The following is a 14,417-nucleotide window of genomic DNA, read 5'->3' as shown; positions in this document are numbered from 1 at the left end:
GTCCTTAATGTTAAAGTTAAATTGAATTCTTTACGCGCTTACGGCGACCTTGCCAGCGCTAACGCTTACTGGATAACTCGCTACCGCTACCTCTGGGTTTTCCAGACAAACGCCGGTTTGCAAGTTAAACCGCTGTTTCTTAAGTGGGCTAGCTACCCATAGCTGGCCCTGATGCTCACAAATCAAGCCCCGCGATAACACGTTGGATTGAGCAAAAGGGTCCATGTTATTAATGGCGAACACCTGCTCATCGTCACGCGGACGAAATAGCGCGATTTGCGCACCGTTCACCAAGGCACAAACGCCGGTTCCAGGAATGATGTCGCTCAATTGACAAACTGTTTCAAAACGCATGCTTATGCCTCCAACTCAAGGTGTAAAATATCGCCCTTCGGCTGTGGATGTTTTTCCGCCCAAGTGGCTGGACGGTGCTGCTCACGTTCATCCACAAACACCACGTTGTCATCACGTTGCTCGCTGTTAATAAAGTGGGCAAAGCGCTTCAATTGGCTTTCATCATTGATGGTTTCGCTCCATTCACAGCGGTAGTTTTCGATCAACTTGGCCACATCGGCCTCTAGTTGTTGGTTGATGCCGAGTTTGTCGTTAACAATCACTTCACGGAGATAATCAACCCCACCTTCTAGACTTTCTAGCCACACCGAGGTGCGCTGTAATTTATCGGCGGTGCGAACGTAGAACATCAAAAAGCGGTCTACATATTTGATTAAGGTTTCTTGGTCTAAATCGGCTGCGAGTAAATCGGCGTGGCGTGGTTTCATGCCGCCGTTACCACCTACATACATATTCCACCCGGCGTCGGTGGCGATAATGCCTAAGTCTTTGCCTTGGGCTTCGGCACATTCGCGAGTACAGCCAGACACCCCAAACTTCATTTTGTGTGGCGTGCGAATGCCTTTGTAGCGGTTTTCTAAGAGTACCCCTAGGCCTACACTGTCTTGCACGCCAAAGCGACACCAAGTGCTACCCACACAGGTTTTTGCCATACGTAAAGCCTTACCGTAGGCTTGGCCAGTTTCATAACCTGCAGCAATTAACTTGCGCCAAATAGTAGGAAGATCGTCTTTTTGCGCGCCAAACAAGCCGATGCGCTGGGCGCCAGTCACCTTGGTGTATAAATTATATTCCGCAGCCACTTCAGCTAAGGCCGCAAGCGCTTGCGGTGTCACTTCACCACCAGCCATGCGTGGGATCACCGAATAGGTGCCATCTTTTTGCATGTTACCGAGGAAGTTATCGTTGGTATCTTGTAAGCTCACGCGCTCTGGCGCCAGCACATGTTCGCCCCAGCAAGAGGCGAGAATAGAACCCACCGCCGGTTTACATAGCTCACAGCCGTAACCCTTACCGTGTTTAGTTAGCACTTGATCGAAGCTTTTTAGCCCTTCTATACGCACCAAGTGGAATAGCTCTTGGCGTGAATACTCGAAGTGCTCACACAGGTGATTGTTAACTTCAAGCCCAGCCTTGGCTAATTCGGCATTTAATACTTGACCAATCAGCGGCAAACAGCCGCCACAACCAGTACCGGCATTGGTAGAGGCTTTAATTTCGGCCAGTGTGGTGTGCCCTTCGGCTACGGCGGCAGCAATTTTACCTTTGGTCACATCGAAGCAAGAACAGATCACCGCAGAATCAGGCAGGGCATCTGCGCCCATCGCTGGCTTTTCACCACCGGCATGGGCCGGAAGAATTAAGCTATCGGGATGCTCAGGCAAATCAATGTCATTGAGCTTAAGCTGCAGCAAATTGCCATAGTCTGCGGTATCACCCACCAGCACCGCACCCAGTAATTTTTTGCCGTCTTCGGAAACAATCAAACGCTTATATACGCCCTGTTTATCATTTTGATAAACATAGCTTTTACACTTAGGCGTGCGGCCATTAGCATCACCGATACTGCCCACTTTAACGCCGAGTAATTTCAACTTGGCGCTCATGTCTGCGCCGGTGAAGGCACTTTGTTGACCGAGTAGATGATCCACCGCCACTTGCGCCATTTTGTAGCCCGGCGCCACCAAACCAAAGAAGCGCTGGTTCCAAGAAGCACATTCACCAATTGCGTAAATATCTTGGTCGGAAGTGAGGCACTGGTCGTTAATGGCTATGCCGCCACGAGGGGCGATGGTTAACTCAGCTTGGCGAGCCAGTTTGTCCTGTGGACGAATACCGGTAGAGAATACAATGAAATCTACCTCTAACTGGCTGTCATCGGCAAATACCATGGTATTGCGAGCCTGTTCGCCCTGCGCTTTAATTTCTAGGGTATTTTTACCGGTATGCACCTGCACACCCATACGCTCAATGGTGGTACGCAATAATGCTCCACCCTGCTGATCTAACTGTTCAGCCATTAATACGGGAGCAAACTCCACTACATGGGTAGTTACACCTAAGGCTTTTAAAGCGCCTGCCGCTTCTAAACCGAGTAAACCACCACCCACCACGGCGCCACTCTTGCTGTTCTTAGCACAGGCTTCAATGGCTTTAAGATCTTCAATGGTGCGATACACAAAACAGTCTTTTTGCTCGCTACCCTTAATCGGTGGAACCCAAGGGTAAGAGCCGGTGGCAATGATCAGTTTGTCGTAACTAAGCTCTCTACCGCTATTGGAATAAACGATTTTTTGCTGGCGGTTAATGTTAATCGCCCGCTCGCCTAATAAGACTTTAATGCCGTGCTTTTCATAAAAGCCCTGCTTTACCAGTGACAGCTCTTCAGCAGTGTGGTGAGAAAAGTAAGACGACAAGTGAACTCGATCATAAGCCACACGCGGCTCTTCACAGAAAACCTGTACATCGAATTGGCTAATATCGGCCTTTTCAACCAAATCTTCTAAATAACGGTGACCCACCATGCCGTTACCAATAATGACCAGTTTCAACTTGCTCATACACTTCCCACACAAAAAAGATTAATGGGCGGATAATAAGATGTAACAAAAGCAACGAAATGATGTAGATCAATAACAACTTAAAACTACCCTAAAGAGGTAGTTTGCGCAAAATAGCAGCTAACAAGGTAATTTTATTTCACTTGGGTAATAAAATGACGACAAAATGCACGAATGTCGCCCAACTTGATTTTACCATTCGCACTAATTATTTTTTTACAAATCGCCTTACTTAGCTGAAAAACTAAAATATTCACTTAACCTAACCCACTGAAGTCGGTGAAAAGATCAGCTAAAACCTAAAAATATCGCGGCAAATGTAAAAATTTGGTTAATGATTACATCACCAATATAAAGCTTAGGCCTGGCGGTTAATGCTAAGCCTTGTAGAGCGATACCGTTAAATTCACGGAAAAACCCGCAATTTGCCGCTGGCTTTCCGCCATATTGCTAGCTCCCTGCTAGGGCTAAAGGCGCTATGATTTTGCTCTTCTCTATTTTAGTAGTGCATTATTATGAGCCGTTTACATCAGCAACTGGGTATAGGCCAAGGCGCCGCCTTGTTGGCCACCTCTCTCTTAGGTACTGGGATTTTTGTGGTGCCCGCCATTGCCGCCCATATTGCTGGGCGCGACTCCCTGTTGGCCTGGCTATTGCTGATTGCCTTAGTGTTGCCGATTGCCTTTACCTTTGCCGCCTTAGGTAAGCACTACCCTCATGCGGGTGGTGCCGCCCACTTCGTTGCCAAGGCCTTTGGCCCGCGCGCCGAAAAAATCTGCGCCTTCTTGTTTATTGCGGTACTGCCAGTAGGATTACCTGCTGCATTAGTGATGGCCACCGGTTTTTGGCAATCCATTTTTTCACTTAGCTCAGGCGAGCAGTTAGCTGTGCAGCTCGGCAGTCTGGCCGCAATTTGGTTATTGGGCTTAGGCGGCGCTAAATTGTCGGGCAATGTGCAGGGCTTAATCGCGATTTTTATTATCGGTTTGATCCTCAGCCTTAGCTGGCAAGCCAATATTCAGCCGCTGGATTATCAACTGCCCACCAGCTTTTCAGCGGCGAAGATTGCTCCCGCCTTAGCGGTGATGTTTTGGTGTTTTGTGGGCATTGAGGCCTTTACCCACATGGGTGAAGAGTTTCGCAAACCGCAACGCGATTTCCCCATCGCCTTATTGCTGGGCGTATTGATAGCGGGCACGGTCTACTGGGCCACCTCGGTACTGGTACTAAAATATGCCAGCTATGGCGACCAACACGCCAATACTCAGTCCTTAGCTCGCTTGGTAGCGATACTATTTGGTAGTAAAGCCAGTTACTTAGCGGCCATCATTGGCTACTTAGCCTGTTTCGCCAGCATCAATATTTATATTCAGGGTTTTGCTCGCTTAATTTGGAGCATGGCCGACGAAGGGCAATTACCGGCGTATTTTGCACAGCTATCGGGCAACAAGGTGCCACGCCGAGCCCTGACTTTCATCGTGCTAGCCTGCATGGTCAGCAGCCTTTCCATCTGGCTATTTAAGCTACCTTTGGAAGATTTAATTCGTTATGCCAACGGTAACTTCATTGCGGTGTACTTGCTCAGTATGTTGGCTGGAGTGGTCTTGCTGAAGGGCTTAGCTCGGCTACTAGCCTGTATCAGTGTGCTACTGTGCTGCGCCTTACTGGTGGCCTTAGGCAGCCAAGTCACTTATGCACTCATCTTGGGCCTTGGCATGTTCGCCTATTTAAGCTGCAAACCTTACTTCAAGCGACCCTTTGCTCAAGCACTGCCTCCTAGTGAATAAACATCTAGCGGTTTATTGCTAATGTGAGCCGCTAAGCTGCGAGTGTGGCTTAGCGGCTTTGCCAAACAGATGCCTTTTTATCCTCTAAGTATTGCCAGGCTGAGCCACTTCGCTTAGGCTAAAAACTCATCATCAAGGAAAGTTATGACAACTCACTTCTCTCACCTAGTCAGCTCGATTATTGGCGCTAATCACTTAGCTCCTAATCTACTGTGGCTGCTACTTGGTTTGGGCAGCGGTGAGGCTTAGTTAATACTTGATCACTGGCTGCGAAGCGCAGTCAGTGTTGTGTCCTTCGTAGCCGTTATATTCATCATTAGGCAATAAGGACATGCACTTGAACAACTCATCCAGCGCAGCTCTACGAACCCGCATTTCTACTGTTAAGGCCAGCCTCGGATTGAGCCTAGCCTTACTGGCCACCGCCTTATTTTCGCTGAAAGGGATCTGGATAAAACTGGCCTATCAATACGGCATTGATCCCGCCAGCCTAATGACCTTGCGTATGGCCTTTAGCCTTCCGGTGTATCTGGGCCTTGGTGCCTATTGGTGGCGACGCGGGCGCTTTCAAAGTCGCCATATAAAGTCGGCCATTTTACCCGCAGCCTTGGTCGGCAGTTGTGGTTACTACTTAGCAAGTCTACTGGACTTAAGCGGGCTACAGTACATTTCGGCCCCCTTAGAGCGGGTAGTATTGTACGCCTACCCGAGTTTTACCTTATTACTCGCTTGGCTAGTTTATCGGCAACGCCCGCAACGCGCGGTGTTTTTTGCAATTCCACTCAGCTGGTTAGGCGTTTGGCTAATGGTATGGAACGAAGCGCAGCAACAGCTTAATCAAGACCAACTGGCCTTAGGCACCGGCTTAGTGGTGGCCAGTGCCGCCAGCTTTGCCTGTTATTTGGTGTTCAGTAAAAACATCGTCAGCAAAATCGGCAGCCAAGCCTTTACTTGCATTGCTATGGTGGCAGCAAGTTTCGCCATTTTTATTCACTTTAGCTTACAACCTAGCTTGCCTTCGCTGTTGGGCTATCCGCTGCCGGTCTATGGCTACGCATTATGTATGGCGCTATTTTCAACGGTCATTCCGTCGTTTTTGTTTAGCGAAGCCATTCACCGCATTGGCGCCCAGCGTACCGCCATTTCGGGAAGCTTAGGTCCGGTAATTACTCTGCTGCTAGCAGCGTGGATCTTAGGAGATAGCATTAGCTGGCTGCAGCTTATTGGCATCACCTTAGTGGTAACTGCGATAAGTCTGCTTAATCGAAAATAGCAATTGCACATAGTGAGTAGGCGCAGGGCTTAGTGATTTTTACTAGGCCTTGCCCCTGCTGCTGTTTATACTGCGGGCAACAGCAGCAGGGCTTAGACAATGCAACAAGTGAACTACCTCAGCGCTTATCCAGCGGCGCTACAGCAGCAAATTCAACAATTGATAGAACAACAACAGTTGGGTCACTGGCTGCGCGCTAAATATCCCCACGAACACCAGTTGAGCAACGACCAAGCCCTGCGCGACTACACTATCGAATTAAAAAACCGCTACATGCGTAAATCTGCGCCGCTCAGCAAGGTGGTGTACGATCCCAAAATTCATGTGCTAAAACATGCCTTGGGTTTACACAGCTATGTGTCTCGAGTTCAAGGCAACAAACTAAAAAGCAAGAACGAAATACGCATTAGTAGCCTGTTTAAAAAAGGGCCGGAAGCCTTTTTACAAATGATAGTGGTACATGAGCTCGCTCACCTTAAAGAGAAGCAGCACAACAAGGCCTTCTACCAATTATGTCAGCACATGCTGCCTCACTATCATCAGCTAGAATTTGATACTCGTGTCTATCTCACTCACTTAGAGCTGATAGGCCCGGTCTATAGTTAAGTAGAACCAGTGAATTAACCTGCAAACATAACCAAGTAGGCGTTGAAAACGACTATGCTTAGTGGGCAAATGTGGGGCCGCAGCCACAGCGGCAATCACCAAGGTTTAAACATAAGTCATTGATATAAAATAGATGTCGGCCATTTGTCGGGTTACTGTCGTTACCTAAATGGAATAAACTAGCTAAGGTTGTGGTCGGAATAGCAGTAAGGGAATAATGATGATCGTAAAAAAACTCCGGTTGCAAAGGGCTTGGTCTCAGGAGCAATTGTCTGAGCTTACCGGCTTGAGTATTAGAACTATTCAACGCATAGAAGGTGGGCAAAAACCCAGCCTCGAATCACTAAAAGCCTTAGCTGCTGTATTTGAAATTGAGCTTAGCGACCTTCAGATGGAGCCCGACATGAACAGTAATATTCGCGTCACCGAAGACGAACAAAAAGTCTTCAAACAAGTACAAGCAATTAAAGGTTTTTACTCTCACCTCACCAGCTATGTACTGGTTATATGTATGTTGTTTGTAATTAACCTAGTCACTCACCCAGAATACATTTGGGCCTTCTGGCCCGCATTGGGTTGGGGCATCGGCATTGCTAGCCACGGTTTGAGGGTCTTTAACGTAATTAATTTCTTTGGCCCTCAATGGGAGAAAAAGCAAATCGAAAAAAGACTCGGCCGTAAGCTCTAAACCTATTATGGCCCCTACGCGCAGCGGATCCCTAGTATTCGCTGCTAGCGTAAAATATCAGCAACACTTGATGTATTCGATCCTGCAAACAGGATTAGCGCCCTACTATAACTAGCACTAAGATGGCTTCATCCTATTACTTCAGATGAGCCAAACTCAATACACCGCGTTAGTTCGCCGAATCTGTGAGCTTATTGCGCGGGATAAATCGATAAGGCCTTATTTGGCAAAGCTATTTATTTCAGGGCAAACAACAATGAAAAATATTATCTCAATACAATCGCATGTGGTGTTTGGCCATGCGGGTAACAGCTCTGCAGTGTTTCCTTTACAACGCATGGGTTTTGAAGTGTGGCCAATCCATACGGTGCAATTCTCTAATCATACCCAGTATGCCGAGGGCTGGACTGGCCAAGCCTTTAGCGCCGCGCATATATCACAATTAGTAGATGGCATTGCCGCCATAGACCAGCTCAAAAACTGTGATGCCTTAATATCGGGCTATCAGGGCAGCGCCGAACAATGCCTCGCCACCTTTGATGCGGCAACACGCCTAAAACAAGCCAACCCACAGGCGCTGTACATTTGCGACCCGGTAATGGGAGACCCACAGAAGGGCTGTATAGTGGCCGATGGCGTGAGTGAGGCCTTATGCCAAAAATTACTGCCCATGGCCGACGTGATCGTGCCTAATCAATTCGAACTCAGCCAGTTTGTTGAAATGGACATCGAGACCCTAGATGATGCCATTGAAGCCTGCCAACGCGCCTTAGCCAAAGGCCCCAAACTGGTATTGGTTAAACACTTACACTGCTTGTCTGAGCAACAATTTAGCATGATGCTAGCCAGCCGAAAGGGCTGCTTCTTACTGCAACGTCCTCATTTAGACTTTGCCAAAGCTCCGGTGGGTGTGGGTGATTTAATCACTGCCACTTTCAGCGGTGCCTTATTGCAAGGCTTAGCTCCAGTGGCGGCTTTTGAGCACTGTCATAATGCCGTATATGGGGTATTGAAAACCACTCAACAAAGCCAACAGTGGGAGCTGCAAACCGTTGCTGCACAACAACAATTTATTACGCCAAGCTCAAACTATCGCGCCCAACAGCTCAGCCAATTAAGCACCATAATTTAACCCAAGTATCACCGCGATAGTCAATCGGCAACAAGCCTATAACAGGCGGGTTTAAAGGGAGCTGGTTCGAGGCGGTGATAGGCTTTTAGCTAAGTCAAAAAAAACTGATTAATGTGCAATAAATTGCTTGTCAATCTTATCCAGCTAAGGTTTAATCGCGAAAAATTTATCCAGCTCACTACAAGCTGGACAATCAATATACGCAATACTTCAGTAAAAGGTTTTTTATGGTTCTCGCGGCATAAGCCGTGAAAGTTGCCTAGCGCATTTTTCACGGTGGAAAAGAGCATATATATTATGAATACATCTATCAGCATTAAAACGTTGTTTCGACAACTACGACTCTTCGTCGTCACCCTCTATGCAGTTCAAGACTGCGACAATTTTTATCATCCCTTAGTCGCCTATTTCCGTCGAATTCGCGCTAACGCCTCGCGCGAAGAAGCCGCCACGAACTACGCCTAATCTCTCGGTTATTACCTATATTTACTGTGCTTGAGCAGGCTTTATTGCTACCTGTTGCTCAACCAGCACGGCGCATTTTAGCACCCGATTTTTGTTTTAGAGGAATACCCATGTTAGTTGAACAACGCTATTTTGAAACCCTACACCCCGGTTACGGCCAGTACTTTGACGTAGAGAAAGTGCTGTTTGAACAAAAAACCGAACAATGGCACTTAGTGATTTTTGACAATCCGTTTTTTGGTCGAGTAATGGCCTTGGACGGCGTGATTCAAACCACCGAACGTGACGAATTTATTTACCACGAAATGCTCACCCATACCCCCCTACTCGCCCACGGCAACGCGAAGAGCGTATTAATTATTGGTGGCGGCGACGGCGGTATGCTACGCGAAGTGGTTAAGCACAGCGCCATTGAACACATCACCATGGTAGAAATTGATCATGCCGTGGTAGACATGTGCAAAGAATTCTTACCTGGGCACTCGGCTGGGGCTTATGACGACCCACGAGTGAACTTGGTGATTGCCGATGGCGCAGAGTTTGTAAAAACCACCGAACAAAAATTTGATGTGATCATTTCCGACTGTACCGATCCCATCGGCCCCGGTGAAGTGCTGTTCCACTCCGACTTTTATGCAGCCTGTAACGCCTGCCTAAACGACGGCGGCATCATGGTGGCGCAAAACGGTGTGGCCTTCATGCAAATCGATGAAGTGACCACCAGCCAAGTACGTTTATCTCAGTACTTTAGTGATTGTTCTTTCTACAGCGCGGCAGTACCCAGCTACGTGGGTGGCATCATGACCTTTGCTTGGGCCAGCCAACAAGCCGAGCTACGCCAAGCACCACTAGAAGTAATTACCCAACGTTTTAATGCGGCCAAGTTGCAGACCCGCTACTACACCCCAGCGATTCATCTCGCCAGCTTCAGTTTGCCTCGCTACATTGAGCAAGCGCTAGCTAACGTTCAGGAGCGATAATATGAGCAAATCCACTTGGTCTGCACAAGATAGCTGCAACCTTTACAACATTCCTTACTGGAGTCAGGGTTACTTTACGGTTAACCCACAAGGTGAAGTGGTGGTGAAGCCTAGCTCGGCGCATCCCGATGCTGAAATTGCTTTAAGCCAACTGAGTAAAGAGCTGAATCGCCAAGGTATTTCACTGCCTGCGCTGATCCGTTTTCCACAAATATTGGAAGACCGCGTAGCGCGGCTTTGTGAAGCCTTTAACCAAGCCATGGCCAATTATGAGTATCAAGGTGACTACCTAGCGGTTTACCCAATCAAAGTAAACCAGCAACACAGCGTAGTTAAAGGTTTGTTGGGCAGCCCTTCAGCCAAAAAACGTCAACTGGGTTTAGAAGCAGGCAGCAAGCCCGAGCTTATGGCCGTGCTCGCCATGGCCCAGCAAGCCAGCTCGGTGATTGTTTGTAATGGTTACAAAGACCGCGAATACATTCGCCTAGCGCTAATTGGCGAGAAGCTAGGCCACCAAGTGTATATCGTGCTAGAAAAACTATCCGAACTGAGCATGGTGCTCAGCGAAGCGAAAAAACTCGGGGTATGCCCACGCTTAGGCCTTCGTGCGCGCCTCGCCTCTCAAGGCCAAGGCAAGTGGCAAGCCAGTGGTGGCGAAAAATCAAAGTTTGGTTTATCGGCCGCCCAAGTATTAAAGGTGATTGAACAGCTACAAAGCCAAGACATGCTAAGCAGCTTGCAATTACTGCATTTCCACTTAGGCTCGCAAATCGCCAATATTCGCGATGTGCGTAAAGGCGTGAGCGAAGCGGCTCGTTTTTACTGCGAGTTACGCCAATTGGGCGCTGATATTAGCTGCATTGACGTGGGCGGCGGCTTAGCCGTGGACTACGATGGCACCCGCAGCCAAAATGCCAATTCAATGAACTACGGCATGAGCGAATACGCCAATAACATCGTCTACAGCATTGGCGATATTTGTCAGCAACAGCAACAACCCATGCCACGGATTATGTCTGAATCTGGTCGCAGCTTAAGCGCCCACCATGCGGTACTGATTACCGATGTGATTGGCAGTGAAAGCTATCAACCCGAAGACATTGCCGCGCCAAGCGAAGACGCGCCGCAATTGCTGCACAATATGTGGAGCACTTGGACTGAACTGAGTCAGGGTTCAGACCAACGCGCCTTAGTGGAAAGCTACCACGACAGCCAAAGTGATTTAGCCGAAGTGCATACTCAGTTCAACCTGTCGCTAATCAACCTGCAGCAACGTGCTTGGGCAGAGCAACTTAACCTGCGAGTAAGTTACGAAATCCAGCAGCGCTTATCGCGCCTTAATCGTAGCCATTTAGCACTGTTGGATGAGCTTAGAGAACGCTTAGCCGATAAGTTTTTTGTTAACTTCTCGCTATTCCAATCACTACCCGACAACTGGGGCATCGATCAGGTATTTCCTATTTTGCCTTTGTCGGGTTTAGACCAAGCCCCACAACGCCGTGCAGTGATCCTCGATATTACCTGCGATTCCGATGGCAGCATCGACGAGTACGTGGATGGCAGTGGCATAGAAACCACTTTGCCAGTGCCAACCTGGCACAAAGATAAACCTTATTTAATGGGCTTTTTCTTGGTGGGCGCTTATCAAGAAATTCTCGGTGACTTACACAACCTATTTGGCGATACCGACTCAGCAGCGGTGGTAATCAACCAAAAAGGCAAGGCCGAAGTAATAGACATTCACCCCGGCGACACCGTAGAAGATGTATTAGCCAGCGTGAATTTAAACAGTGATGAATTTGTACGCAGCTATCGTGAGCTAGTAAGACAAAACATCGCCAAAGACCAGCAGCGTGCCATTCTTTCTGAACTAGAGGCGGGTTTGCGCGGCTACACCTATTTAGAAGACTATGCAGAGGGCTAACTAAGATGACGCATTTGTTTTTTGAAGGCTCGGAGAAAAAACTCGAGCTAAGCCTAGTGCCCGGTAGCCCTTCGCTACGCTCGCTAGGCTATGAATTTTGGTCACAAGCAGTACACATTGCCAAAGCCGAGATCCTCTCGCAAATTAGCAATGAGTACTGCGATGCTTATTTACTTAGCGAGTCCAGCCTGTTTGTTTGGGATCAGCGTTGTTTAATGCTGACCTGCGGCAATACCACCTTGGTGGATGCGGCGATTTGGCTGGATCAGCAACTAGGCAGTGAAAACATCGCCTTTCTTAGCTACCAGCGAAAAAATGAGTATCAATTGCAGCTGCAACCTTCTTGCCCCAAAACCGACTTAAGTCGCTTGCGCGAGGCCATGCCGATGAAAGCCTACCAGTTAGGCTACTTAGACAGCCATCACCACTTTGTTTGCCACTTAGACAAGGCCTTTACACCGCCGCCCAGAGACATCACCTGTGAGCTGTTGATGTATCACGTACAAGGGCCAAACGCAGATTATCTGCGTAGCGAAGGTCAGTCTATAGAGCAAGTAAGGAAACTGCTTAAGTTAGACTTGCTATTTCCCGGCTTTACCATCGACGACTACTTGTTCGAGCCTCACGGCTACTCGATGAACGCGCTCCGTGGTGAACATTACGCCACCATCCATGTTACCCCAGAGCAGCATAGCTCTTATGTAAGCTTGGAAACCAACCTCAACTTGGGCAGTACCCATGCTTATATCGTGAAGCAGCTATTAAGCGTACTGCAACCTAGCAGTTGGGACACCCTAGGTTTTAATTGCCAACCCTTCTCGCCCTTAGGCGCCGAGCAAATTGAAGTGAGCAAGGGTAATGTAGACCTAAGCTGTGGTTACCAAGTGGATTTTCGCCACTACCAACACCTGCAGCGCCGAGTTCAACCGGTGATTCAACTGTAAGCGTCTAAGCCAGCCGAGCCTTCGGCTGGCTTACCGACTAAACCCTTAACTTTATGCGCTTGCTATAAGCCCCGCCCTGTTGTGAGATAATGCAACCAATCATTGCTACCTCTTAAACTGGCAGCCTTTGCCGCTTTCTGCTTGTCATAGGCAACGTGAATATGCTCACAACAACGGCATTAGCTGTGCTGCAATCTAAAATGGCATAACTTGCGTGTGGGCTGTAGTTTTCCATCACGTGCGGCAATGGCTCGGCATCATTGTAGGTTGGCAAACCAACACTGCCAGGATTGACGATTAATTGCCCAGAGCGGGTAACAACGCTACGCGGTATATGAGTATGACCACACAATATAAACTCTGATGTTTCACCCGCTAACAGGGCCACTATCTCACTATCCAGACGCACTACAGCACGGCCTGCTTCAACATTTTCTAGCAGCTAGACTAAATCATCGCTGGGACTGGCATGACAAAGAAAAACTTGTTCAGTTAATTGATGACTAAAGGGCAGCTGGCGCATCCACTCTAAGGGTTTGGAACCAAGGTCTTCGAGTATGAACTGCATGGTTGAATTGGCATCTATCTCACTTACCCTTGCTTCATAAATTTGCCGGTCTTGATTTCCTCGCACCGTGACCAGCTGATTTTCCATTAGCAGCTCGTAGGTATCTTTCGGGCTATTGGCCCATAAAGAATATCGCCTAAATTCACAGTAACATCTACGCCACGCTTGCTTACATCTGACAATACAGCTGACAAGGCAAATACGTTGCTATGAATATCGGACAAGACCGCAATTCGCATTTCTATCCTTTTAAAAGCTTATAACGGCCATGCAAAGCAATGCAGCAAAGTTGTGCCGAAGCCGATTCAAGTGCTTGTTATGGTTTTCTTAATTCAAGCACTTCATCTTCTATATGATCGGTTTCACCCGAAAACCGCCAGCCTAGGTGTCGATAAAACCCATGAGCTCTTACATCATGATCCGAAGATGCCGTCAGCCAAAGCTTATTTAGGCCGGAGTGAAACAACTTCTCTACCACCATGGTAAGAAGATTTTTAGCTATACCATTCCCTTCATACTCGGGTAATACAGCTAAAACAAGAATTTCGCCAGTTGCCATATCAGCGAAACAAAAGGCAATCACTTCATCTTCGAATTCAGCCACATCGCCAATAATACTTCCATTTAGCAATAAGGGTTCCCATGCCTCTTTTGTCACACCATTTTTTCTCAGATGTTCTCTAGAGATAGGGTTATCTCTTGTCATGCCTCTAATTGCTATGCAGCGCTCAAGATCCCTAACTTCCGCTTCTCTGAATTTAATGTTCACTTAATAATTGTCTCCAGCGTTGTCACCAAAACAAAACCCCGCCATTGGCTGTCCAGCTCAGCTTGACTAGGCGAACAACATGATCTTGTTAGGCGCGACCTTACCCATAATGAGAGTTACGCTGGAGCTCACCATTGTCGCCCTAGTGGCTCACCGAGTTAGAGAATACGTTCATTACAAATACGCCACTGACGATGAGCAGCATGCCGATGATGGCGGGTAAATCGAGTTTTTGACCAAATAACACTGCGCCCACAATGCTAATGAGTACGATGCCTAGGCCCGACCAAATTGCATAAGCCACACCCACTGGCACAGATTTCAATACCAGCGATAAAAAGTAAAACGCCACCGCATAACCTAGTA

At 47.9% G+C, this 14,417-nt stretch carries 16 protein-coding genes; 9 read left to right on the top strand and 7 right to left on the bottom strand.

Going from position 1 to position 14,417, the window contains the following annotated elements:
* Positions 1-30 precede the first annotated feature (30 nt).
* Both nirD and nirB read right to left on the bottom strand, forming a co-directional pair.
* Positions 31-354 (bottom strand): nitrite reductase small subunit NirD, encoded by a 324-nt coding sequence (gene nirD / locus ACQY6Q_RS15635; RefSeq protein ID WP_427982804.1) that lies wholly within the window; start codon positions 352-354, stop codon positions 31-33.
* A 2-nt stretch (positions 355-356) separates the two neighbouring features.
* On the bottom strand, positions 357-2,915 hold the full coding sequence (nirB, locus tag ACQY6Q_RS15630; RefSeq protein WP_427982802.1) for a nitrite reductase large subunit NirB: 2,559 nt from the start codon (positions 2,913-2,915) through the stop codon (positions 357-359).
* Between the two features lie 515 nt (positions 2,916-3,430).
* Here nirB and yjeH point away from each other — a divergent pair.
* The 9 genes from yjeH to ACQY6Q_RS15585 all read left to right on the top strand — a co-directional run bounded on the left by yjeH (position 3,431) and on the right by ACQY6Q_RS15585 (position 12,714).
* Positions 3,431-4,702 carry an L-methionine/branched-chain amino acid transporter gene (yjeH, locus tag ACQY6Q_RS15625; RefSeq protein WP_427982800.1) on the top strand — a complete coding sequence of 424 codons (1,272 nt, stop codon included), beginning with the start codon at positions 3,431-3,433 and terminating at the stop codon, positions 4,700-4,702.
* A 337-nt stretch (positions 4,703-5,039) separates the two neighbouring features.
* The gene (locus ACQY6Q_RS15620; RefSeq protein WP_427982798.1) at positions 5,040-5,975 is read left to right on the top strand and encodes a DMT family transporter; all 936 of its coding nucleotides are present in this window, start codon (positions 5,040-5,042) and stop codon (positions 5,973-5,975) included.
* 99 nt (positions 5,976-6,074) lie between these two features.
* Positions 6,075-6,581 carry a YgjP-like metallopeptidase domain-containing protein gene (locus tag ACQY6Q_RS15615; protein ID WP_427982797.1) on the top strand — a complete coding sequence of 169 codons (507 nt, stop codon included), beginning with the start codon at positions 6,075-6,077 and terminating at the stop codon, positions 6,579-6,581.
* A 268-nt stretch (positions 6,582-6,849) separates the two neighbouring features.
* Positions 6,850-7,269, top strand: coding sequence for a 2TM domain-containing protein (locus ACQY6Q_RS15610; RefSeq protein ID WP_427982794.1), 420 nt, complete (start codon positions 6,850-6,852; stop codon positions 7,267-7,269).
* A gap of 256 nt (positions 7,270-7,525) precedes the next feature.
* Positions 7,526-8,401 (top strand): pyridoxal kinase PdxY, encoded by an 876-nt coding sequence (gene pdxY, locus ACQY6Q_RS15605; protein WP_427982791.1) that lies wholly within the window; start codon positions 7,526-7,528, stop codon positions 8,399-8,401.
* 297 nt (positions 8,402-8,698) lie between these two features.
* Positions 8,699-8,866, top strand: coding sequence for a hypothetical protein (locus tag ACQY6Q_RS15600; RefSeq protein ID WP_157051725.1), 168 nt, complete (start codon positions 8,699-8,701; stop codon positions 8,864-8,866).
* Between the two features lie 110 nt (positions 8,867-8,976).
* Positions 8,977-9,846, top strand: coding sequence for a polyamine aminopropyltransferase (gene speE, locus ACQY6Q_RS15595; protein WP_427982788.1), 870 nt, complete (start codon positions 8,977-8,979; stop codon positions 9,844-9,846).
* 1 nt (position 9,847) lies between these two features.
* Positions 9,848-11,770 (top strand): biosynthetic arginine decarboxylase, encoded by a 1,923-nt coding sequence (speA, locus tag ACQY6Q_RS15590; protein ID WP_427982786.1) that lies wholly within the window; start codon positions 9,848-9,850, stop codon positions 11,768-11,770.
* Positions 11,771-11,775: 5 nt separating this feature from the next.
* Complete coding sequence (locus ACQY6Q_RS15585; RefSeq protein WP_427982784.1) at positions 11,776-12,714, top strand: adenosylmethionine decarboxylase; 939 nt, start codon at positions 11,776-11,778, stop codon at positions 12,712-12,714.
* Positions 12,715-12,826: 112 nt separating this feature from the next.
* Here ACQY6Q_RS15585 and ACQY6Q_RS15580 read toward each other — a convergent pair whose 3' ends face one another.
* The 5 genes from ACQY6Q_RS15580 to ACQY6Q_RS15560 form a co-directional block, all read right to left on the bottom strand.
* Complete coding sequence (locus ACQY6Q_RS15580) at positions 12,827-13,102, bottom strand: metallophosphoesterase family protein (protein WP_427982962.1); 276 nt, start codon at positions 13,100-13,102, stop codon at positions 12,827-12,829.
* 54 nt (positions 13,103-13,156) lie between these two features.
* Entirely contained in the window at positions 13,157-13,369 is a 213-nt protein-coding gene (locus ACQY6Q_RS15575) for a hypothetical protein (protein ID WP_427982782.1), read from the bottom strand.
* Complete coding sequence (locus tag ACQY6Q_RS15570; RefSeq protein ID WP_427982779.1) at positions 13,369-13,521, bottom strand: metallophosphoesterase family protein; 153 nt, start codon at positions 13,519-13,521, stop codon at positions 13,369-13,371. The genes ACQY6Q_RS15575 and ACQY6Q_RS15570 overlap by 1 nt, the downstream gene beginning before the upstream one ends.
* Before the next feature lie 77 nt (positions 13,522-13,598).
* Complete coding sequence (locus tag ACQY6Q_RS15565; protein WP_427982778.1) at positions 13,599-14,051, bottom strand: GNAT family N-acetyltransferase; 453 nt, start codon at positions 14,049-14,051, stop codon at positions 13,599-13,601.
* Between the two features lie 142 nt (positions 14,052-14,193).
* Positions 14,194-14,417, bottom strand: a 224-nt coding sequence (locus ACQY6Q_RS15560; RefSeq protein ID WP_427982776.1) for an SMR family transporter, incomplete at its 5' end; no start/stop codon positions are given.

This window comes from Agarivorans sp. (assembly GCF_050295395.1).
Lineage (GTDB): Bacteria > Pseudomonadota > Gammaproteobacteria > Enterobacterales > Celerinatantimonadaceae > Agarivorans.
This window is presented reverse-complemented; position numbering and strand designations above follow the sequence as displayed.

Coding starts and splice junctions, on each gene's coding strand:
- nirD (WP_427982804.1), bottom strand. CDS start 354: ATGCGTTTTGAAACAGTTTGTCAATTGAGCGACATCATTCCTGGAACC.
- nirB (WP_427982802.1), bottom strand. CDS start 2,915: ATGAGCAAGTTGAAACTGGTCATTATTGGTAACGGCATGGTGGGTCAC.
- yjeH (WP_427982800.1), top strand. CDS start 3,431: ATGAGCCGTTTACATCAGCAACTGGGTATAGGCCAAGGCGCCGCCTTG.
- ACQY6Q_RS15615 (WP_427982797.1), top strand. CDS start 6,075: ATGCAACAAGTGAACTACCTCAGCGCTTATCCAGCGGCGCTACAGCAG.
- pdxY (WP_427982791.1), top strand. CDS start 7,526: ATGAAAAATATTATCTCAATACAATCGCATGTGGTGTTTGGCCATGCG.
- ACQY6Q_RS15600 (WP_157051725.1), top strand. CDS start 8,699: ATGAATACATCTATCAGCATTAAAACGTTGTTTCGACAACTACGACTC.
- speE (WP_427982788.1), top strand. CDS start 8,977: ATGTTAGTTGAACAACGCTATTTTGAAACCCTACACCCCGGTTACGGC.
- speA (WP_427982786.1), top strand. CDS start 9,848: ATGAGCAAATCCACTTGGTCTGCACAAGATAGCTGCAACCTTTACAAC.
- ACQY6Q_RS15585 (WP_427982784.1), top strand. CDS start 11,776: ATGACGCATTTGTTTTTTGAAGGCTCGGAGAAAAAACTCGAGCTAAGC.
- ACQY6Q_RS15575 (WP_427982782.1), bottom strand. CDS start 13,369: ATGGAAAATCAGCTGGTCACGGTGCGAGGAAATCAAGACCGGCAAATT.
- ACQY6Q_RS15570 (WP_427982779.1), bottom strand. CDS start 13,521: ATGCGAATTGCGGTCTTGTCCGATATTCATAGCAACGTATTTGCCTTG.